Source organism: Kitasatospora gansuensis, from assembly GCF_014203705.1.
GTDB lineage: Bacteria > Actinomycetota > Actinomycetes > Streptomycetales > Streptomycetaceae > Kitasatospora > Kitasatospora gansuensis.
This window is the reverse complement of the sequence record NZ_JACHJR010000001.1, coordinates 5,828,072-5,848,261: the sequence shown is the minus strand read 5'-3', so window position 1 is coordinate 5,848,261 and position 20,190 is coordinate 5,828,072. Positions and strand designations below refer to the sequence as shown.

20 protein-coding genes are annotated in these 20,190 nt (G+C 74.1%); 8 read left to right on the top strand and 12 right to left on the bottom strand.

All coding sequences use genetic code 11. The features are described 5' to 3' along the window. The first annotated feature begins 84 nt into the window (after nt 1-84). The 4 genes from F4556_RS26475 to F4556_RS26460 all read left to right on the top strand — a co-directional run bounded on the left by F4556_RS26475 (nt 85) and on the right by F4556_RS26460 (nt 2,958). Nucleotides 85-1,110, top strand: coding sequence for a sugar kinase (locus F4556_RS26475; RefSeq protein ID WP_313068650.1), 1,026 nt, complete (start codon nt 85-87; stop codon nt 1,108-1,110). After that, the gene (locus F4556_RS26470) at nt 1,107-1,874 is read left to right on the top strand and encodes an IclR family transcriptional regulator (RefSeq protein ID WP_221503705.1); all 768 of its coding nucleotides are present in this window, start codon (nt 1,107-1,109) and stop codon (nt 1,872-1,874) included. Before F4556_RS26475 ends, F4556_RS26470 begins: the two co-directional genes overlap by 4 nt. After that, entirely contained in the window at nt 1,871-2,269 is a 399-nt protein-coding gene (locus F4556_RS26465; RefSeq protein ID WP_184920292.1) for a RidA family protein, read from the top strand. The genes F4556_RS26470 and F4556_RS26465 overlap by 4 nt, the downstream gene beginning before the upstream one ends. A 62-nt stretch (nt 2,270-2,331) precedes the next feature. Further along, on the top strand, nt 2,332-2,958 hold the full coding sequence (locus F4556_RS26460; RefSeq protein WP_184920290.1) for a MarC family protein: 627 nt from the start codon (nt 2,332-2,334) through the stop codon (nt 2,956-2,958). 7 nt (nt 2,959-2,965) lie between these two features. On the opposite strand, the gene F4556_RS26455 is transcribed toward F4556_RS26460, so the two are convergent. Further along, the gene (locus tag F4556_RS26455) at nt 2,966-3,400 is read right to left on the bottom strand and encodes an Lrp/AsnC family transcriptional regulator (RefSeq protein WP_184920287.1); all 435 of its coding nucleotides are present in this window, start codon (nt 3,398-3,400) and stop codon (nt 2,966-2,968) included. Nucleotides 3,401-3,554: 154 nt separating this feature from the next. Here F4556_RS26455 and F4556_RS26450 point away from each other — a divergent pair, with 154 nt between their 5' ends. Then, nucleotides 3,555-4,388: a tryptophan 2,3-dioxygenase gene (locus tag F4556_RS26450; protein ID WP_184920285.1), complete on the top strand. Its 834-nt coding sequence runs from the start codon at nt 3,555-3,557 to the stop codon at nt 4,386-4,388. Next, nucleotides 4,385-5,623, top strand: a complete 1,239-nt coding sequence (kynU, locus tag F4556_RS26445; RefSeq protein WP_184920282.1) for a kynureninase — start codon at nt 4,385-4,387, stop codon at nt 5,621-5,623. Before F4556_RS26450 ends, kynU begins: the two co-directional genes overlap by 4 nt. Before the next feature lie 6 nt (nt 5,624-5,629). On the opposite strand, the gene F4556_RS26440 is transcribed toward kynU, so the two are convergent. From F4556_RS26440 to F4556_RS26425, 4 genes are read right to left on the bottom strand one after another with little or no spacing between them, the layout of a single operon-like run. Beyond that, on the bottom strand, nt 5,630-8,176 hold the full coding sequence (locus F4556_RS26440) for an SAV_2336 N-terminal domain-related protein (RefSeq protein WP_184920281.1): 2,547 nt from the start codon (nt 8,174-8,176) through the stop codon (nt 5,630-5,632). Beyond that, complete coding sequence (locus F4556_RS26435; protein ID WP_184920279.1) at nt 8,166-9,173, bottom strand: AAA family ATPase; 1,008 nt, start codon at nt 9,171-9,173, stop codon at nt 8,166-8,168. Before F4556_RS26435 ends, F4556_RS26440 begins: the two co-directional genes overlap by 11 nt. 16 nt (nt 9,174-9,189) lie before the next feature. Continuing rightward, nucleotides 9,190-11,004 (bottom strand): VMAP-C domain-containing protein, encoded by a 1,815-nt coding sequence (locus tag F4556_RS26430; protein ID WP_184920277.1) that lies wholly within the window; start codon nt 11,002-11,004, stop codon nt 9,190-9,192. Nucleotides 11,005-11,013: 9 nt separating this feature from the next. Next, nucleotides 11,014-11,361, bottom strand: a complete 348-nt coding sequence (locus tag F4556_RS26425; RefSeq protein WP_184920275.1) for a CU044_2847 family protein — start codon at nt 11,359-11,361, stop codon at nt 11,014-11,016. A gap of 154 nt (nt 11,362-11,515) precedes the next feature. On the opposite strand from F4556_RS26425, the gene F4556_RS26420 reads away from it, so the two are divergent. Beyond that, the gene (locus F4556_RS26420; protein ID WP_221503704.1) at nt 11,516-12,013 is read left to right on the top strand and encodes a F0F1 ATP synthase subunit B; all 498 of its coding nucleotides are present in this window, start codon (nt 11,516-11,518) and stop codon (nt 12,011-12,013) included. A gap of 54 nt (nt 12,014-12,067) precedes the next feature. Here F4556_RS26420 and F4556_RS26415 read toward each other — a convergent pair whose 3' ends face one another. Next, on the bottom strand, nt 12,068-13,477 hold the full coding sequence (locus tag F4556_RS26415) for a choice-of-anchor A family protein (RefSeq protein ID WP_184920273.1): 1,410 nt from the start codon (nt 13,475-13,477) through the stop codon (nt 12,068-12,070). 207 nt (nt 13,478-13,684) lie between these two features. Between F4556_RS26415 and F4556_RS26410 the strand changes: the two genes are divergently transcribed. After that, complete coding sequence (locus F4556_RS26410) at nt 13,685-14,173, top strand: DUF2269 family protein (RefSeq protein WP_184920271.1); 489 nt, start codon at nt 13,685-13,687, stop codon at nt 14,171-14,173. Between the two features lie 5 nt (nt 14,174-14,178). On the opposite strand, the gene F4556_RS26405 is transcribed toward F4556_RS26410, so the two are convergent. The 6 genes from F4556_RS26405 to F4556_RS26380 form a co-directional block, all read right to left on the bottom strand. Continuing rightward, nucleotides 14,179-15,054 carry an amidohydrolase family protein gene (locus F4556_RS26405; RefSeq protein ID WP_184920269.1) on the bottom strand — a complete coding sequence of 292 codons (876 nt, stop codon included), beginning with the start codon at nt 15,052-15,054 and terminating at the stop codon, nt 14,179-14,181. Then, nucleotides 15,047-16,684, bottom strand: a complete 1,638-nt coding sequence (locus F4556_RS26400) for an acyl-CoA dehydrogenase family protein (protein ID WP_184920267.1) — start codon at nt 16,682-16,684, stop codon at nt 15,047-15,049. The genes F4556_RS26405 and F4556_RS26400 overlap by 8 nt, the downstream gene beginning before the upstream one ends. Beyond that, nucleotides 16,668-17,315, bottom strand: coding sequence for a TetR/AcrR family transcriptional regulator (locus F4556_RS26395; protein ID WP_184920265.1), 648 nt, complete (start codon nt 17,313-17,315; stop codon nt 16,668-16,670). Before F4556_RS26395 ends, F4556_RS26400 begins: the two co-directional genes overlap by 17 nt. Nucleotides 17,316-17,393: 78 nt before the next feature. Next, nucleotides 17,394-18,614 carry an ATP-binding protein gene (locus F4556_RS26390; RefSeq protein ID WP_184920263.1) on the bottom strand — a complete coding sequence of 407 codons (1,221 nt, stop codon included), beginning with the start codon at nt 18,612-18,614 and terminating at the stop codon, nt 17,394-17,396. Beyond that, entirely contained in the window at nt 18,611-19,264 is a 654-nt protein-coding gene (locus tag F4556_RS26385) for a response regulator (protein WP_246511799.1), read from the bottom strand. Before F4556_RS26385 ends, F4556_RS26390 begins: the two co-directional genes overlap by 4 nt. Nucleotides 19,265-19,398: 134 nt before the next feature. Then, nucleotides 19,399-20,175: a hypothetical protein gene (locus tag F4556_RS26380; protein WP_184920259.1), complete on the bottom strand. Its 777-nt coding sequence runs from the start codon at nt 20,173-20,175 to the stop codon at nt 19,399-19,401. Between the last annotated feature and the right edge of the window lie 15 nt (nt 20,176-20,190).

Sequence of the window (20,190 nt, the reverse complement as noted above, 5' to 3'; positions counted from 1 at the left end):
ACGGTCGTTGCGATATCTGCCGAGCCTGATCTAACATCAGGTCCAGACCACTGGTCAACGGACCCGCCGATCGAGAGGCCCCGCGTGACACTCCCGCCCGCGCCCGCCGTCTGCCTCGGCGAGTCGATGACCGTGCTGATCCCCGAGAACCCGGGCCCGCTGGAGCACGCCGACGGCTTCCGCCGCAGCTTCGGCGGCGCCGAGTCCAACGTCGCCTGCGGGCTGACCGCGCTCGGCGTGCCCGCCGCCTGGGTCAGCCGGGTCGGCGCCGACGGCTTCGGGCGCCACCTGGTGGAGCGGATCGCCGCGCACGGGGTGGACACCTCCGCCGTCACCGCCGACCCGGCCCGGCCGACCGGCCTGTACGTCAAGGAGACCGGCGCGGGCCTGGACCACCCGTACGACCTGGGCGCCGGGCGCAGCCGGCTGCACTACTACCGGCGCGGTTCGGCCGCCTCCGCGATGGGCCCCGAGCTGCTGGCCGAGCCCGCCGCCGCCCCGCTGCTGGCCGCCGCGCCACTGATCCACCTGACCGGCATCACCCCGGCGCTCTCGGACAGCTGCCACCGCCTGGTGCGTACCCTGCTCGGCGCGCCCGGAAAGACCGTCAGCTTCGACCTGAACTGGCGCCCCGCGCTCTGGGCCGGGCGGGACCGGCAGGCGCTGCGGTTCCTGATGAACGCCGCCACCATCGTGCTGCTCGGCGCCGACGAGGCCCGCGAGGTGCTCGGCACCGACGACCCGGCCGGGCTGCGCAAGCTGCTCCCCCGCCCCGGCGTGATCGTGCTCAAGGACGACGCGCACCGCTCCACCTCGATCGCCCCGGACGGCTCGACCCTCGCCGAACCCGCCCTGCGGGTCTCGGTGGTGGAGCCGACCGGCGCGGGCGACGCGTTCGCGGCGGGCTACCACGCGGGCACCCTGCGGGAGCTGCCGGAGCGTCAGCGGCTGCGGCTCGGCCACCTGTCCGCCGCCGCCGCGCTCACCGTCCGGGGCGACCTGGGCGTGCTGCCGCCCACCGCCGTGATCGACGCCCTGCTGGCCGCCGACGAGGCCGGCTGGGCCGCCACCGAGGTCGATCAGGACGGCTTCCGAACGGCGCTCGGATGAGCAGCTCCACCGTCGCCCGCGCGATGCGCCTGCTGGCCGAACTCGGCGAGGGCGAGCGCAGTCTGGAGCAGCTGGCGGGCGTGCTGGACGTGCACAAGAGCACCGCACTGCGACTGCTCCGCCCGATGGAGGAGGAGCGGATCGTCCAGCGGGACGCCGCCCACCGCTACCGGCTCGGGCCGCAGCTGTTCGCGCTGGCCGGGCAGGCGCTGGAGCAGCGCGGCATCCGCACCGTCGCCGCCCCGCACCTGCGCGAGCTGAACGCGGCCACCGGCCAGACCGTGCACCTGGCGGCGTACGAGGGCGGCGAGGTGGTCTACATCGACAAGTACGACTCCCGACACCCCGTCAGGATGTACTCCCGGATCGGCCTGCGGGCCGCCCTGCACTGCGCGGCGGTGGCCAAGGTGCTCCTCGCCGACCTGCCGGTGTCCGAACGCCGGCAGATCGCCGAGGGGCTGGAGTACACCCCGTACACCGCGCACACCCTGACCACCCCGGCCGCGCTGCTGGCCGAGCTGGACACCGTGGCGGCGCAGGGGTGGGCGCGGGACCACGCCGAGCACGAGTCGTTCATCAACTGCGTGGCCGCACCGGTCCGGGACGCCTCCGGGCGGGTGGTCGCCGCCGTCTCGGTGTCGGTGCCGGACATGTTGCTGCCGTACGAACAGGTGCTGGCGCTGCTGCCGCGGCTCCGGGCCGCCACCGCCGCGATCTCCGCCGACTGCGGCTGGACCCCAACCCCCCTAGGACGGGAAGCATGAAGACCGAAGTCCGTACCACCGGCGCCCCCGCGCCCGCCTGGGTGTTCTCCCAGGGGGTCCGCAAGGGCCCGATCCTCCAGGTCTCCGGCCAGGGGCCGCAGGACCCGGAGACCTCCGAGTACCTCTACCCGGGTGACGTGAAGGCGCAGACCCTGCGCACGCTGGAGAACGTCCGCGCGGTGCTGGAGGCGGGCGGCGCCACCGTCGAGGACGTGGTGATGTTCCGGGTCTACCTGACCAAGCGGGCGGACTTCGGGCTGATGAACGAGGTCTACGGCGAGTTCATCGACAAGCACGTGCAGGGCGGCGTGAAGCCGTGCCGGACCACGATCTTCGTCGAGTTGCCGCACGAGGCGATGCTGGTGGAGATCGACGCCCAGGCCGTGATCGGCTGAACCGTCGTCAGCGGGGGCGCGGCGCCACGGGGCTGCGCCCCCGCTGACGCATGCTGGGAGCCATGCACGACTTCGACCTGACCAGCACCTTCGTCACCCTGTTCGCCGTGGTCGGACCACCCAAGGTCCTGCTGGCCTTCGCGCAGCTGGCCCGGACCCGCTCGCACCGGGAGCTGGTGCAGCTGACCCTGGTGGCCACCGGGCTGGCGGCCGTGGTCGGGGTCGCGGTGGAGTACTCGGCGGCCTTCCTCACCACGTTCTTCCACATCGACGACTGGTCGCTCCAGCTGGCCGGCGGGGTGATCTTCTTCATCTACGCCGTCGCGCTGGTGCTCGGCATCCACCTCGGCGGCAGCACCGAGGACGGCGGCCAGTTTCCCAACCCGCTGATGGAGGGCATCCGGGAACTGCTGCTCCCCTACATCGCCAGCCCGCTCGCGATGACCGCGCTGATGGTCGGAGCGCTGGAACGGGAGGACTGGGGCTGGCGGACCACGTTGGCCAGTGCCTACGTGGGGGTGGTGGCGATCAACTGCGTCTGCGTCCTGCTGCTCTCCCGGCCGCTGCGGCACAGCCACCAGACGGTGCTGGAGGTGATGTCCCGGCTGCTCGGCCTGCTGCTCGCGGCGGTGGGCGTGGAGCTGTTCATCGCGGGGCTCGGCGAGCTCTCCGCCCAGGGCCTGCACTGACCCGGCGTCAGGGCAGCTGGACCGGGCGCCAGGGCACCGGGCTGGAGAGGATCATCGAGCTGGACGGCTGCCCGTAGCCCGCCAGCCGGTCGATCAGCCGCTCGAACTCGGCCATCCCGGCCACCGCCACCAGCAGCGCGCAGCAGGCCCCGCCGGTCACCCGGTGCAGCTGGAGCACCTCGGGCCAGGCCGCCACCTCGGGGTCGCGCAGCACGCAGCGCGGCCCGTAGCACTGGATCTGCACCAGGGCGGTGACCTTCAGCCCGGCCCGGTCCAGGTCGATATGGGCGTGGTAGCCGCTGATCACCCCGTCCGCCTCCAGCCGCCGGACCCGCTCGGCGACCGCCGGCGAGGAGAGCCTGACCCGGCGGGAGAGCTCGTTGTAGGAGAGCCTGGCATCAGCCTGGAGTTCGGCCAGCAGCAGTCGGTCCACGGCGTCCATGGCGGTCCTTTCCGTTCGGCAGGCCGAGCCGGAAAAGACCTTCCGTCCGAAAGGCCGACCGGCCGATCCCGCATCCGTCGCCCATTCAATCCGGCGGCCCGCCCGCCGCACAATGGGGGCCGCCCGAAGGCGGGTGGTGAGCACAGGAGGAACCATGCCGGGTCAGTCCGAGGTCAGTACGCCCAAACTCAGCTTCGGTCCGGCCGACGAGCCCGAGGTCGGCACCCCCTACGCCAAGTACGTCCGGCTGGACGTGCTGCACAGCCTCCAGCACCCGCGCAGCAAGGTGGACGCCGAGCTGTCGTTCATCATCAGCACCCAGGTGATGGAGCTGCTGTTCGACCTGCTCAGACACGACTGGACGACCGCCCAGCACGCCCTGCGCGAGGACGACCTGACCTCCGCGCTGGCCGCCCTGCGGCGCGGGCAGTACACCCAGGACGTGCTGGTGAGCTCCTGGGACCTGCTGGCCACCATGACCCCGCTGGAGTTCAACGCCTTCCGCCCGGTGCTCGGCGAGGCCAGCGGCTTCCAGTCCTCGGCCTTCCTGCGGCTGGAGTTCCTGCTCGGCAACAAGAGCGAACGGCTGCTGGCGATGTATCAGGGCGTGCCCGCCGTGCACGCCGAGCTGACCGCGGCGCTGGAGAGCCCGAGCCTGTACGACGAGGTGCTGGCACTGCTCTCCCGGCGCGGCCTGACCGTGGACGTGACCGGCGGCCCGGCCCGCTACCGGCCGACCGAGCAGGTCGAGGCGGCCTGGCGGCAGGTCTACACCGACCCGGCGCTGGCCGACCTGGCCCGGCTCGGCGAATCGCTGCTGGACACCGCCGAGCGGGTGACCCGCTGGCGTCAGCGGCACTACTCGGCCGTGAAGCGCTCGATGGGCGCCAAGCCGGGCACCGGCGGCTCCAGCGGCCTGAGCTGGCTCAAGGAGTCGGCCGACCAGGATGTCTTCCCCGAGCTGTGGACCGTGAGGAACGCACTGTGACCACTACGCGTGAGGAGTGCGCCGCACTCGACGCCGCCGACCCGCTGGCGCCCTTCCGGGCCGAGTTCGTACTGCCCGAGGGCCTGATCTACCTGGACGGGAACTCGCTGGGCGTGCTGCCCGCCCGTACCCCCGAACGGGTGCGGCAGGTGGTCGAGCAGGAGTGGGGGCAGCAGCTGATCCGCAGCTGGAACGAGGCGGGCTGGTTCGCCAAGCCGCACACCCTGGGCGCCCGGGTGGCCCCGCTGCTCGGTGCCGCCGCCGGGCAGGTGGTGGTCTGCGACACCACCTCGGTGAACCTCTTCAAGGTGCTGGCCGCCGCGCTCGGGCTGCGTCCGGGCCGCTCCACCGTGCTGGCCGAGCGGGCCGCCTTCCCAACCGACCTGTACATCGCCGAGGGCGTCAGCGCGCTGGCCGGCGGCGGGGCCCGGACCGAACTGCTGGACTCCGCCGACCAGTTGGCCGACCGGCTCGGCCCCGACACCGCAGTCGTGCTGCTCTCGCTGGTCGACTACCGCACCGGCGAGCTGCTCGACCTGCCCGCGATCACCCGCCAGGTGCAGGCGGCCGGCGCGCTGATGGTCTGGGACGTCTGCCACGCGGTCGGCGCGCTGCCGATCGAGCTGGACGCGAACGGCGTCGACTTCGCGGTCGGCTGCACCTACAAGTACCTGAACAGCGGCCCCGGTTCACCCGCCTTCCTGTACGTGGCGGAGCGTCACCTGGCCGCCGCGGAGCAGCCGCTCAGCGGCTGGTTCGGCCACGCGAAGCCGTTCGACTTCGAGCCGGGCTACCGGCCGGTGGACGGCATCGGCCGGTTCCTCACCAGCTCGCCGTCGCTGCTCGGGCAGGCCGCGCTGGAGTCCAGCCTGGAGATCTGGGAGCAGGTCGACCTGGCCGAGGTGCGGGCCAAGAGCCTGGCGCTGACCGAGCTGTTCATCGAGCTGGTCGATCCGCTGGCCAAGTACGGCGTCGAGGTGGTCACGCCGCGCGAGCGGGCCAGGCGCGGCAGCCAGGTCGCGCTGCGGCACCCGGACGGGTACCCGGTGGTGCAGGCGCTGATCGCGCGTGGCGTGGTCGGTGACTTCCGGGCGCCGGACCTGATGCGGTTCGGCTTCACCCCGCTCTACCTCTCGTACACCGAAGTCTGGGACGCGGCCCGGCAGTTGGCCGAGGTGCTGGAGTCCGAGGAGTGGCGCGAGGAGCAGTTCGGGCGGCGCGGCGAGGTCACCTGACCCGGATCAGCGGAACGCGTTCGGCAGCGCGGCGAGGTCGACCGGGTGGCCGGGCGGGATGCGGTGCCGCTCGGCCACCTCGACGATCCGGGCGGCGATCCGGTGCACGGCGAGCTCGTAGCTCTGCGGCGGCAGGCCGAACAGGCCCAGTCGGGCGTAGTCGTCCCCGTACTGGTGGTCGCGGTAGTGCAACTGGCGCGCGGTGTAGGGAAGTTCGAGGTACGGCAGGGGCCGTCCGAAGACCGGGACGAAGCCCCGGGACAGGTCGGTGCGGCGGGTGAAGGCCGCCCACTCCCGGCCGCACCGGGCGCTGCGGAAGTACTCCCGCTCGTACAGCGGGACGAATACCTCACACCGGGCCACCGCGCCCGGCTGCCGGGTCGCCACCGCCAGGTCGGTCAACTGCCAGACCTCCTCGCCGAGATCGGCGACGAACCGGTCCACCGCTGGGTCCTCCCCCGGCGCTCGGCCCAGGTAGCAGTAGCGCTGCCCGGCCGGGTTCCGGGTGAACAGCATCGGCTCGGGCAGCTGGACCTGCAGCCGGACACCGGGGTCGGCGCGGTCGGCCAGCTCGGCCGCGAAGTCCCGCAGGTCCAGCTCCGGCGGCCCGCCGAACCGGCCGGTCCTGAGCACCTCGGCGCACAGCGCGGCCAGTGAGCGGTCGGACTGCCGACGGATCATCACCACCCGGGGGTAGGGCAGCTCCGGCGGGCTCCCGCCGATCAGATCCAGCATCAGCACCGGAGGGCGCCGCAGCCCCAGCAGCTCACCGAGCAAGCGGTCGACCTCGGCCCACCAGCCCGACAGGTAGACCAGCAGGATGCCGTCCGCCTCCCGGTCCGCCCGGCGCAGCACGGACCGGAAGTCCTCCGCCGTGTCCAGTCCGATCCTGATGTGCTCGGGGCGCATCCCGACCAGCTCCGGATCGCCCAGGGCGGCCACCAGTTCGCGCAGTTGCGCCGCCTCGGCCCGGCTCGGGTTCAGCGCCACCAGGACCGCCCGGGCGCCGCGCGGGCCGATCCGGGCGGTCTCGGCCACCGCGGCGACCGGCTCCCGGAGGCCGACGATGCCCAGGGCCGCCGGGCTGACCAGCGCGAACGGACGGGTCTCGGCGGTGAGCGGGGCGCCCTCGGTGTCGGTGGCGGCAATCGCGGCCAGCTCGTTCGGCACCAGCCCGGCCCGGGCGGCGATCTGCTCGCCGACCCGGATCAGCAGGCCGACCGCCTGGTGGGTGACCGATCTGGGCAGCGTGTGGATCAGCAACTCCCGTACACCCGGCCGGAATTCGAACCTGTCCTGGTGGCCGGGCCGTTCGGTCAGCAGCCCGCTGACCACCAGCTCGGCCAGCTGCTGCGGCCGGGGCCGGGCCAGCGCGGCCCGTTGCAGCAGCCGCAGCACCGGCAGCGCGGGCGTGGTGAGCGCGGCCAGCCCGGCCAGCGTGTACGCCTCCCGGGAGGCGACCGCGCGGAACCGCCGGACCAGCTCCTCGGCGTCCTGCCCGGCCGGTCCGGCCGCCGGGGCCTCCTCGACGCCGACCGGCAGCTGACCGATCCGGAGCGCCGCGCCGACCACCTCCGCGCCGCCCGGACTTCCCACCAGGGCGGCCCAGTTCGCCACCCACTCCGGATCGGCCTCCAGCACCGGCAGCACCAACCCCGGGCCGACCGGGCGGTCCAGCGGCCGGAAGCCGTACCCGGAGTTGGCCACCCCGGCCTCCGGTGCGCCGAGCACCCCGGGCACGGCGGGCAGCGCGGTCAGCGGCCAGAGCCGCTCGGGCAGCGGCTGGAGCACCGCCACCGGGCCGCGCCGCAGCAGCGCGCCCAGCGTCCGGTACCAGCGCTCGCCCGCCGGGCCAGGGCGCCACTGCGGACCCATGCCGTCGCTGAGCACCAGGGTGACCACCCGGGGGCCCGGCTGCGCCCCGGTCAGCACGCCGTCGGCGGTCAGTCGGGCCGAGCCGACCTGGCGGAAGGCGCCGGTCTGCCGCAGCAGCAGGGCGAGTTCGCGGGCCAGCGGGCGCCAGAGCGCCATGGTCGGGCCGCAGTCCAGCACCAGCCGCAGGCTCAGCCAGCGCTCGGCACCGGTCCGCAGCACCGGCAGCCAGTGCACCGGATCGGGGCCGCGGAGCGCCTCGGCCAGCCGGTTGGCGGTGGCGTCCTCGTCCAGCAACGCACGCCGCGGGTCCGGCACTTGGCGCTTGAGCGGGCGCAGCGCGCGCTGCAGGTCGAGCGGCCGGGCCAGCATCGGCGCGCTCGGGGTGGCCACCGTACCGGCGGCGGCCGTCCCGTCGGCCGGGTCGGCGGCCGGCAGGTGCAGCGGCAGCAGTGGGCCGACCGGCTCGGCCCGGAAGTCCGCTGACGGTCTGTCAGCACCGAGCGCGCCCGGCGCGGCCCGGCCACCGGGACGGTCGGCGGGCACGCCGTCCGGGGTGCTCTCGCTCCGGGCCGCCAACCAGAGCAGCTCGGCCAGCTCCACCGGGTCCGGCTCGGGGCGGCCGAGGCCGGTGAGCAGGGCGGCGAGCCGGTCCAGGGCTCCCCGCCGCTCAGAAGTCATCGTCGTCCCGGCCTCTGCTCAGATAGGGCATCACCCGGGCGGCCAGCGCCGCCCGGTCGGCCTGGTCGGCGAGCTCGGGACGGGCGGTCAGGTAGATCGCGTTCAGCAGCTGGTCGGTGGCCAACTCGCCCTCGGCCCGCCGGTCCAGGAAGACCTGGAGGATCTCGGCCACCAGGGTGTGGTCCGCCGACGGGAGGTGCGAGCGGACGATCTCCTCCAGTTCACCGCCCTCGGGGCGGCGCAGCTCCAGCACCACGCAGCGGCGCAGGAAGGCGGCCGGGAACTCCCGCTCGGCGTTGCTGGTCAGCACGGTGAACGGGAAGGCCCGGCAGCGCACCCGCCCGCCGCGCACCGGCGCCCGGCTCAGCCCGTCCGCGGTGAGTACCTCGGCTTCCGGCAACTGCGGTGCGGCCCGGACCAGTTCGTCGATCTCGTACTGCCCGTCCTCCAGCACGTGCAGCAGGTCGTTGGGCAGGTCCAGGTCGCCCTTGTCGATCTCGTCGATCAGCAGCACCCGGGGCCGCCGGTACGGGAGCAGCGCGGTGCCCAGCGGGCCGAGCCGCAGGTGCTCCTCCAGGCCCGCGCCCGCGCCGTCCGGGCCCGCCTGGTTGGCGGCGTAGAGCCGGGACAGCGGGTCGTACTGGTAGAGGCCGTCGCGCAGCGCGCTGCGGCTGGTGATGTTCCAGCGGAGCACCGGGCCGAGGCCCAACTCCCGGGCCACCGCGTACGGGAGGCTGGACTTGCCGCTGCCGGGCGGACCGGTGACCAGCAGCGGGCGGCGCAGGTGGAGGGCGGCGTTCACCAGCTCGACGGTCTCCGGGGTGGGGCGGAAGGTGGCGGCCCGGTGCCCGGCCGAGGCGGCGCCGGGATCGGCCGCGGCCTCGGGGGTGGGCAGCGCGGGGCCGCCGTCGAAGGCGCGCCAGGGCGGCGGCGCTGGGAGGTCGGCCAGGCCGTCGTGGGGCTGCTCGGCGCCCCGGTAGATCCGTTGCAGCGGCATCGTGCTGATTCTCCTGCTACTGACCCGCGCCGGGGCGGGACTGACGGACGGTCGGGGCGACCGGGTACGGTCGGTGCGGGCTGGGCAGCAGCTGCGGATCCTCCCAGAGCAGGACCAGGCCGGCCGCCCAGTGCCCGGCCGGGTCTCCGCTCTCCTCCGCCTGGTGGCGCAACTCCTTGATCCGGGACGGCAGTTCTCCAGGTGGACTGCCGGCCAGTTCCACTGCCAGTTTGGCAGTGAAGCGGCTGCCCCGGCAGTTCCGTCCGGGGTGGTGCCGTTCACCGCAGGTCCACTCCGGCCAGATCACCGCGTGCGCCCCGGCGCTCAGCGCGGCGTCCAGCAGCGGGCCGTACGGGCGGCCCTTCGGCAGGCCCGGCAGGGCGGGCAGGTGCGGGCGTTCGACCGGGCCGAGCAGGTGGTAGAGCGCCCGGGGCTCGCCGGGCTCGGCGCAGTCCACCCCGTGCACCACCGTGCGCCGTTCGGTCTGCCGCAGCGCCCAGTTCATCTCCAGCTTGCGGCGGTCCACCGCGCTGTCCCGGCGCTGCCGGTCCACCACCACCACGGCGTGGTCGGCGCCCAGCGGGCCGAACGACCGCTTGCCGGTCCAGCCGTGCACCGGCACGGTGAGCAGGGTGCGCGGCAGCACGAAGACGATCAGCTCGGCGCCGTCCGCCGCCAGCAGGCCGAGCTGCCGGTCGATCTCGGCCAGCACCTCGCCCTGCAGCGCCGACCGGCCCAGCGTGCGCAGCCGGGGCGGCCCGTACTCACCGCCGCGCACCGTGCGCACCCCGACGGTGAACTTCCCCCGGCCGGAGCCGCTGTGGCCGATCTCGACCAGGATCGGCCGCCACCGCTCGCCGGTCGTTCGGCCACTGTCGGCGCCGGCCGCCAGCCGGTCCAGCCGCTCGCGCTGCGTCGGGTCGGTGGCCGAGGCGGCCAGCAGCCCGGCGAACTCGCGAACCGGGTGGTGCGCGGTGCCCGGCGCCTCGGTGACCTCGGAGAGCAGGAACCAGCAGGTCTCCCAGAGCGTGGCGGGCCGGGTCGGCGGATCCAGCAGGCCCTGCGCGGCGGTGGCCGCCCGGTACAGCTCCAGCGGGTCGGCCACCGGCCCGGCCGCGGTCACCAGGGTGCGCAACTCCCGTACCTGGTCGGCCGGGAGAGCGGCGCCGGGGATCAGGTCGGCCAGCTCGGGGACGTACCGGGCCAGCGCCCCGGCGGGCAGCATCTGGCCGAGCCGGACGGCGGGTCGGATCCTGCCGTCCCGGCCCGGCACCGGCGGGCGGTCCAGGGTGTCCTGAGCCGCCGTCACGATGCCGATCAGCTCGCCGCTCTCGGAGTCCACCACCGGGCCGCCGCTGAAACCCGGTGAGAGCGGCATGCCGTGGGTGTCGTGCTCCAGCTGCACCAGCTCGCCGCCGATCAGCATGCCGCCCCGGGTCGGCCGGATCTCGCTGCTCCGCCCGGCCTCGTGGTCGAGCGGGAAGCCGTGCGCGGTCAGCCCCGGGTAGGGCGGCCGGTCCCAGTGGTGCAGCGGGGCGAACTCGGCCGGCCGGGCCACCCGTTGGGGCACCGGCTCGGCGAGTTCGAGCACGGCGACATCTCCGGTGCCGTCCCGGCCGTGCCGCCCGCTCGGCCAGGGGCCCCGGCGCAGCACGGTGGCGGACAGCCCGGGGTGGTCGGGGCGGTTGACCAGCCGGACCTCGGCGGTGGCCCGGCCGTGCACCACGTGGGCACAGGTCAGCACCAGCCGGTCGGTGACCAACACCCCCGCGCCCACGGTCGGTTCAGGGCCGCCGACGCTGATCCGGGCCAGCCAGTACGGGTTCGCCATCGGGCGGGCTCAGGCCGAGCGTCCGGGGGCCCAGCTGAGTCTGACGGTGAGATGGGCCTCGGCGGCGGTCCGCGCGATCAACGCCCCTGCCTCGGTGGTGAGTTTGACGCCGAACTCGATCTCCACCTCGTCCGGCTTCAGGCTGCCGTCCCGGAAGACCGCGAGCGCCGCTCCGGCGGCCGCCCTGACCCCGGCCAGCGCCTGCTCGAAGGTCTCGCCGGCACGCTCGACCCCGGCGGCGGCCGCGCCCCGGCCGACCGGCCGCATCCCGTACTCGTCCTGGCCGGCGGGCGGCTGCTGCAGCTCGACCCGGACCACCGCACCGTCGGCGGTCACGAACTCCGTGTACTCCGACAAGACTTCCCCCACCGAGCGTTGGCCGGATCACCGTACGAACGTCCCGAGATCGTCGCACAGCACGGCTTCGCGCGCAGCGGTTCCGACGGAGCGATTGCGCATTGGAACCGCCACTCACCGGACATGACTTGACGTCAGCTCGTACAGTCACGGCATGAAACTGGACATCGGACCGCTCCAGCCCGACCTGCCCGCGATGCTCTTCGGCCTCGCCCTGTTCGCCGTGATCACGATCGTGCTCGGGCGGGTGCTGTTCCCGCGCCTGGAACGCACCCTGGCCGATCGCCACGACGCCATCGAAGGCCGGCTCGACTACTCCGAGGGGCTCCAGGCCGAGGCCCGGGAGATATTCGCGGAGTACCGCCGGGTGCTCAACGAGGCGCACCACGAAGCCGCCCGGATCCGCCAGGGAGCCGCGGAGGAGGGCGCCGCCCTGGTCGCGGCGGCCCGGGCCGAGGGCCTGGCCGAACGGGAGGCCCTGGTGACGGCGGCCCGGGCGACGCTGGCGGTCGACCGCGAGCTGGCCGAGCTCGAACTCCGGGCCGACGTCGGCATGCTGGCCGTCGAGCTGGCCGGCCGGGTGGTCGGCGAACCCCTCGGTGAGTTCGCCGACCGGCGGGACAGCGTGGAACGGTTCTTCGCCGAGCACTGAGCCCTTGCGGGTGCTCGGGCCGCGTCAGCTGTCGTGGCGCCAGCTGTGGCAGCGTCAGCTGTGGCGGCCCCGGCGGCGGGCGACCCAGAAGGCGACCCCGCCCGCGGTGGCCAGCCCACCGGCCGCCAGGCCGAGCGGGGCGGCCGATCCGACTCCGGTGTCCGGGAGTTGGGAGCCGCCGCTCGCGCTGGCGCTGGCGCTCGCCGGGGCGGAGGTGGTCGGCCCGGCGCTGGAGCTCTCCGGCGCCGGGGTGCTGCTGCTGGGTGCCGGGGTGCTCCCGGAGGGGCTCGGGGACGGCGTCGTGCTCTCCGAGGGGCTGGGCGACGGCGTGGGTGTCGGCGTCGGCGTCGGGCTGTCCGAGGGGCTCGGGGTCGGGGTGGGCGTGGCGCACTCCGGCAGGTCGCCGTCGAACGGGTAGTTGTGCACCTCGCTGCCGGAGCTGCCGAGCTGGATCAGGTTGCCCGCCAGGTAGACCCGGCCGTTGAAGCCCGGCGTGCTGATGCTGGTGGTCCCGGTCGGCTGAGCCGCCATCATCGAGCCCTGGAACTGGGCGCCGCCCATGATGGTCGAGGTGGTGGCGTTCGGGAAGTTCCACATCAGCCGCGAGCGCAGGTCGGTGAACGGGTCACCCGCCAGCCCGGTACCGGTGTTGGTGTTGATGACCGGGGCGGTGCCGAGCATGTTGATCACCACGGTCGCCCCGGCCGGGATGCCCGTGATGCTCAGGTCGGCCGCGCTGGTCAACGACCCGATGTTCCCCGGCACGTTGAAGATCTGCCGGGCGCTGGTGCCGTCGCCGGTGAAGGCGACCTGGTTGCCCGAGACGGTCACCGTGCCGTTGGCGGTCGCGGTGCCCGCGCAGGTGGAGAGTTCGGCGATCTGGGCGGGCAGTCCGGCGTACTGGCTCTTGGCGTTGGCGTCCTGGATCGCCTGGCCGGTCGGGACCACGTTCACCGTGCCGGTCAGGGTGCCGCCGTAGCGGAGATTGCCGTAGGCCAGGGCGCCGGAGGTGTTGGCGGCCCCGCCGACCTCCACGGTGTTGGTGGGGTGCACCGTGACGTTGCCGCCGACCGTGACGAAGTCGGTGCCGTCCGGCGGTACGACGCGTGAACCGACCCCGGCCACGGCCATGTTGAACAGTCCGCCGCCGGTCTTGTTCACCGTCAGGTCGCCGAGCGTGACCACCTTGCCTTCGGCCTCGGCAGCCCGGCCCTGGACGGTGTAGTTGCCGCCGACGAAGACGTTGATGGTCGCGTCCCGGCCGACCACGTCACCGTTGTGCGGCGGCGGCCAGGTGCTCGGGCAGTTCGGCCCGCTGCACGGTCCGAGCGGCGGCGACAGCGGGGCGGCGGTCACCAGCACGCTCAGCGCCGCCACCGGCAGCACCGCGGCGGCGGCCACCAGGGTCAGCCGACGGCCCAGGGGCGAGCGCTGCTGGGCCGGCCGGCCCGGGACGTGGCGCACGTGACTGCTCCGATCGGCTGTGGTCCCGCCGTAAGGCGGCTCGACCGACCTAGTGAACAGCCCGTTTCGTCCCGGTCTGTTCCGCCACGCCGGTGGGCCGCACCGCATCCTCCGGACGGCCGCCTCGGGGCCGCCGACCCACCCGGCGGGGCTGCGCCGGCCGGGTGTTAGGTTCTGAACCGATCGGTCTTCGGAAGGAACTCCCCCATGGCCAAGCTGCTGTTGAGCCTGCACGTGCTGGCCTCGGTGCTGTTCATCGGCCCGGTGGCCGTCGCGGTGAGCATGTTCCCGCGCCGGGCGCGGGCCGCGCTGACCGAAAGCACCGGAGGCGCCGAACAGTTGCAGGCCGCCGCCACCCGGCTGCTGCACCGGATCACCCAGGTCTACGCGCTGCTCGGCCTGGCCGTCCCGCTGCTGGGCGTCGGCACGGCCCAGGCGATGGACGTGATGGGCGACCCCTGGCTGATCACCTCGATCGTGCTGACCGCCGTCGCGGCTGCCCTGATGCTGCTCTTCGTGGTGCCGGGCCAGCAGGCCACCATCGACTCCCTGGACGCTCCGGGGAACGCCGAGGAGCGGACCCGCGCCGACAAGGGCCTGCGGCTGCTGCCGATGACCGCCGGCGTCTTCAACCTCCTGTGGGCCGTGGTCGTCGTCCTGATGGTGATCCGCCCGGGCTCGACCACCGGCGCCTGACCCGCTCAGTCGAGGCCGAACAGCCGGGCCGCGTTGTGGTGACAGACCGCCCGTAGCCAGTCCTCCCCCAGGCCGAGCCCGGCCAGCGCGTGCAGCTGGTGCAGGTAGCGGTAGGGGATGTTGGGGAAGTCGGTGCCGAGCAGCACCCGGTCGCCCAGGGCGGCCAGCCGGGGCAGCAACTCCCGGGGGAACGGCGAGAGTTCCTCGGTGAAGTCGGTGAACACCATGGTGGTGTCCAGCCGGACCTCCGGGAAGCGCTCGGTGAGGCCGAGGAACTCGTCGTACTCGGGCAGGCCCAGGTGGGCGACCACCAGCCGGAGCCGGGGGTGCCGTTCGAGCACCTCGCCGATCGGGCCGGGGCCGGTGTGCTTGCCGGGGACCGGTCCCGAGCCGCAGTGGGTGACCACCGGGACTCCGGCCTCCGCCAGTTGCCCCCAGACCGCGTCCAGCAGCGGGTCGGCCGGGTGGTAACCGCCCACCTGGAGGTGGGACTTGAAGACCCGGGCGCCCGCGTCCAGCGCGGTGGTCACGTACTGCTCGGCGCCCGGCTCGGGGAAGAAGGTCGCGGTGTGCAGGCAGTCCGGGGTGCGGGCGGCGAAGTCGGCGGCCCAGGCGTTCAGCCAGGCGGCCATCCCGGGCTTGTGCGGGTAGAGCATCGCGGTGAACGCCCGCACCCCGAACTCCCGCAGCCGGTCCAGCCGTTGCTGCTCCTCCTGGCGGTACGAGATCGGCCAGGGCCGGCCGGTCAGCGGTCCGGCCGCGTCGAAGTAGGCCCAGACCTTGGCGAGCACCCGCTCCGGCATGAAGTGGGTGTGCACGTCGACCAGCCCCGGCAGGCCCAACTCCTGCCAGAACGCCCGGACTTCCGCCGCCTCAGACACCCGGCACGGCCTCCGCCCGGGCCAGTACGGCCGCCGTGTCCACCCCGGTCGGCAGGGTGCCGAAGGCGCCGCCGTGGTCGCCGCCCAGCCGGGAGGCGCAGAACGCGTCGGCCACCGCCGGATCGCCGTACCGGACCAGCAGCGAGCCCTGGAAGACCAGCGCGATCCGCTCGACCAGCCGCCGGGTGCGGTACTCGAGTTCGGCCGTATCGCCGAGCTGCTTGCGCAGCGCGGTCACGGCGGCGTCCAGCCGGTGGTCGGCCCCGGCGGCGGCCTCCAGTTCGGTGAACAGGGCCTGGACGGTCTCCGGCCGACGGGCCATCGCCCGCAGCGCGTCCAGCGCGGCGACGCTGCCCGAGCCCTCCCAGATCGAGACCAGCGGGGCTTCCCGGTAGAGCCGGGGCATGCCGGACTCCTCGACGTAGCCGTTGCCGCCGAAGCACTCCAACGCCTCGGCCGCGTGCATCGGACCGCGCTTGCAGACCCAGTACTTGGCCGCCGCCAGGCCCAACCGCCGGACCAGCACCTCCTGTTGGTCCCCGGTTAGCGCCCGGTCGGTGGCCTCGGCCAGCCGCAGGGCGACGGCGGTGGCCGCCTCGGACTCGATCACCAGGTCGGCCAGCACGTTGCGCATCAGCGGCTGGTCCACCAGCGCGGCGCCGAACGCCCGGCGGTGGGTGGTGTGGTGCAGCGCCCGGACCGCGCCGAGCCGCATCCCGGAGGCGGCGCCCAGGGTGCAGTCCAGCCGGGTCATGTTGACCATCTCGATGATGGTCGGCACGCCCCGGCCCTCCTCGCCGACCAGCCAGCCGACCGCCCCGTCGTACTCCAGCTCGGCGGAGGCGTTCGAGCGGTTGCCGAGCTTCTCCTTGAGCCGCTGGATCAGCAGCCGGTTCCGGCTGCCGTCCGGCAGCACCCGCGGCAGCAGGAAGCAGCTCAGCCCGCCCGGGGCCTGAGCCAGCGTCAGGAAGACGTCCGACATCGGCGCCGAGGTGAACCACTTGTGGCCGGTGATCCGGTACGTGCCGTCGGCGTGCGGGGTCGCGGTGGTGGTGTTGGTCCGGACGTCCGAGCCGCCCTGCTTCTCGGTCATCGACATGCCCGCGATCAGCCCGCGCTTGCCGTGCGGCTCGCGGAGGCCGAAGTCGTACGTGGTGGCGGTGAGCAACGGCTCGTACCGCGCGGCCAGTTCGGGGGTGGCACGGAGGGCGGGCACCGAGGCGTAGGTCATCGAGACCGGGCAGCTGTGCCCGGCCTCGACCTGGCCCCAGACGTAGAACCCGGCGGCCCGGGCGGTGTGCGCGCCCGGCCGGGCGTCCGCCCAGGGGGCGGCGTGCAGGCCGTGCTCCACCGCGACGGTCATCAGCTGGTGCCAGGCGGGGTGGAACTCCACCTCGTCGATCCGGTGCCCGTACCGGTCGTGGGTGCGCAGCACCGGCGGGTTGTCGTTGGCCAACCGGCCCCAGTCGGCGGCCTGTTCGGTCCCGGCGAGCCGGCCGAGCTCGTGCAGCCGCGACTCGGCCCAGCCGGCGCCGGCCCGGTGCAGGGCGGCCAGCAGGGTCGGGTCGGCGGCCACGTCGTGGCCGTACAGGTCGGGCACCTGGTTGGTGACCTCATGCGTGATCGGCACTGTGCCCTCCCAGGGCATCGGCGTTGACGCCCCCGAGGGCGCGCTGGGTGAAGGTGACCAGGGCTGGGATCAGGTCGTCCTGGGCCCGGCCGGCTGCGAGCGGGCCGACCAGGGCCTCGCCGATCGCGCCGACCAGGGCGGCAGCGGTCAACCCGGCGTCCTGGTCCGGGAGTCGGCCGTCGGCGACGGCCGGGGCGATCTGGGCGGCGATCAGGTCGCGGAAGGCCTGCCGGAACACCAGCCGCTCGGCGTCCACCACCTGGTCGGCCGGTTCGGCCAGCAGGGCGTAGGCCAGCCGGGGCGCCTTGAGCGCCCGGGCCGCGAAGGTCCGCACCACGGCGGCGACCCGCCCGTGCGGCCCGGCGCCGTCGGCCTCGGCCTTGGCGACGGCCGTCTCGACGGCGGCCACCTCGCGGAGCACCACCGTCCGGAACAGCTCGACCGAGAGCTCGGCCTTGCCCGAGAAGTACCGGTACATGCTGCCGGTGGCGATCCCGGCGCGGTCCGCGACGGCGGCCATCGAGCAGCCCGCGTAGCCGCGTTCGGCCAGCAGGTCGACGGCGGCGGCCAGCACGATCACGCGCTGGGCGTCCAGCCTGGCCTGTACGGCGGGGGTGCGTCGGTATGCCACAGCAAGGATTGAAGCACTGATTCACTGCTTCGAACAGAGCCGGGCCCCGTGTCACCCGTACATTCGGACGGCGACCGGTCAGCCGGTCGGCAGCCGCAGCTCGGCGACCGCGCCGCCGGCCGGGTCGTTGCGCAGCCGCAGGGTGATGCCGAGCGCCTCGGCGTGGCCCTGGGCGATGGTGAGGCCGAGGCCGTGGCCGTGCCCCCGCTCGCGGGCGCCGGTCCGGAAGCGCTGCGGGCCCTCGCTCAGCACCGCCTCCGGGAAGCCGGGGCCGTGGTCACGGACCGTCAGAGTGGCGCCGTCGACCCGGACCAGGACCGGGGCACCGCCGTGCCGGTGGGCGTTGGCGACCAGGTTGGAGACGATCCGGTCGAGCCTGCGGACGTCGGTGGTGACCTCGGCGTCGGTGTCGACCAGCAGCTCGGTCGGCGCCCCGGCGGCCGCGACCATCCGGGCCACCACCGACCCGAGCGGTACGACGGAGAGCTCGAGGCGGTCGGCCCCGGCGTCCAGCCGGGACACCTCCAACAGGTCCTCGGTCAGGCTGCACAGCACCCGGACCCGGCCCTGCACCAGCTCGGTCGGACGGCCGGGCGGCAGCAGTTCGGCCGCGGTCAGCAGCCCGGTCAAGGGGGTGCGCAGCTCGTGCGCGACGTCGGCGGTGAACCGCTGCTCGTTGGCCAGCTTGCTGCTCAGCACGGCCGACATCGAGTCGACGGCCGCCGCGAGTTCGGCCACCTCGTCGCGCGGACGGCCGAGCGATCCGATCCGGGCCGTCAGATCGCCCTGGGCGATGCTGCGGGCGCTGCGGGCCGCCGTGCGCAGGCGGCTGCTGATCCGGTCGGCGGCGAACACCCCGGCCAGCACGGTGACGGCGACGGACAGCGTGGCCGAGATCAGGATGGTCCGGTCGAGCTGGGCGATGGCCTGCTCGTCGTCTGCGTAGTCCACCCGGACGGAGATCACCTGCGCGGGCGGGAGGCCGGTGCCGATGCCCGCGGCGGCCCACATCGCGGTGCCGTCCCGGCTGGGGCCGAGCAGCGAGCCGCGGCGGCCCCGCTCGGCCAACCGCCGCAGCTCCGAAGGGAGTTCGACATCGTCGGTGTCGGCCTTCCAGCCGACCAGCTCACCGTTGCGGGCGTACCCGGTGAGCACCGAGTCGAGCGCGTTCTCGGCCGACTTCCTGGCCTGCTCGACGTGCTGGGCGACCGAAGCGCGGTGCACCAGCAGCCCGACCGTGATGGCGACCAGGAAGGAGACCAGCGCGACGGTCGCGGCGATCTGACGGCGCAGGTTCATCCGGACCGCCGCAGCTTGTAGCCGAAGCCCCGGATGGTCTCGATCCTGGCCGCCCCGATCTTGGCGCGCAGGCGCTGCACGTGCACGTCCACCACCCGGCTGTCGGCGCCCCAGGAGTAGTCCCAGACCCGCTCCAGCAGGGTCTGCCGCTCCAGCACGATGCCGGGCGCGGCGGTGAACTCCAGCAGCAGCCGCAACTCGGTCGGGGTGAGCGGCACTTGACGGCCCGCCACTCGCACCTCCATCGCATCGGTGTCGACCTCCAGGCCGTCGATCACCCGTACGGAGCGCGGCGGCTCCGGCGCGGGCTGCGCGGGCGCCTCGGCGGGCGGCTCGGGCACCGTCCTGGTGCGCCGCAGCACAGTGCGGATCCGGGCCACCAGGACAGCGGTCTCGAAGGGTTTGGTGATGTAGTCGTCGGCCCCGGCCTCCAGGCCGGAGACGACGTCGATCGGCTCGGTGCGGGCCGACATCATCAGGATCGGCAACTGGCTCTCCTCCCGGATCCGGCGGCACAGCCCGACGCCATCGAGCAGCGGCAGCATCACGTCGAGCAGCAGGATGTCGGGCCGCTGCGCGCGGAACCGTTCCAGGCCCTCAAGACCGTCGGCGGCGGTGTCGACCGGGAACCCGTAGCGCTCCAGCGCCATCCGGGTGGCCTCGCGGATCACCTCGTCGTCCTCGACCAGCAGGATGCGCGGGGTGGCGGGTACGACGGTACTCACGGGGTTGCTCACCTGGTTGCTCACTGACCTGCTCACGAGGTTGCTCACGGGGCCGCTCATCAGCTCGGCTTCACCGGTACGGGTCCGGAGCTCTTGCCCGGTGGGAGGGACGGGGCGATCGAGACCTGCGGCCCGGGGCTGCCGGTCTTCGGACGGCCCGCCTTCGGATCGACGCTCGGGACGGCCGTGGGCGCTGGCGCCGGCGTCGGCTCGCAGAGGGTGGCGTCCGCCGCAGGACCGGTGAGCGGCGCCAGCCGGAGGTCCGTCCACTGGTAGGTGGTGGCGGTCCGCACCTGCGAGCCGTTGGGCTCGCGCACGACCAGGTCCTGGCCCACGGTCTCGGCCGTGAAGCCGGACACCACCCGCTGGGCGAGCGCCGCGTACAGCCGGCCGTCCCGCAGGGTGTAGACGTGCAGGTAGCCGGTCTCCGAGCCGGTCAGCACGGCGGTGATCAGCTCCACCCGGCCGTCCCCGCTGACGTCCCGGTACTCCGGGGGCCGCACCGTGCACCCCTGACACCCGGTCAGCGCCTTCTGCTCCTCGGCCCGCAGGGCCGGGTCCTTCTCCAGGACGCTCCGGACCTCGACGGTGCGGATGTCGTCGCCCGACACGGTGATGCCTGGCAGCGGGGCCGGCGCCGGGACGGTCGCCTCGGAAGCCGCCGCGGCGGATGTCTCGGCGGCCCAGAGCGGCTGGGCGATCGGACGGGCGGCGATCGGACGGGCCGGGCCGGCGTCGTGCAGCTGCCCGGCGGCGCCGCAGCCGGAGACGGCCGCGACCGCCGCGAGCACGACGACGCCCCAGGTCAGGACGGTGCGGCTGAGCCATCTCGTCACGTCGGATGCGCCTTT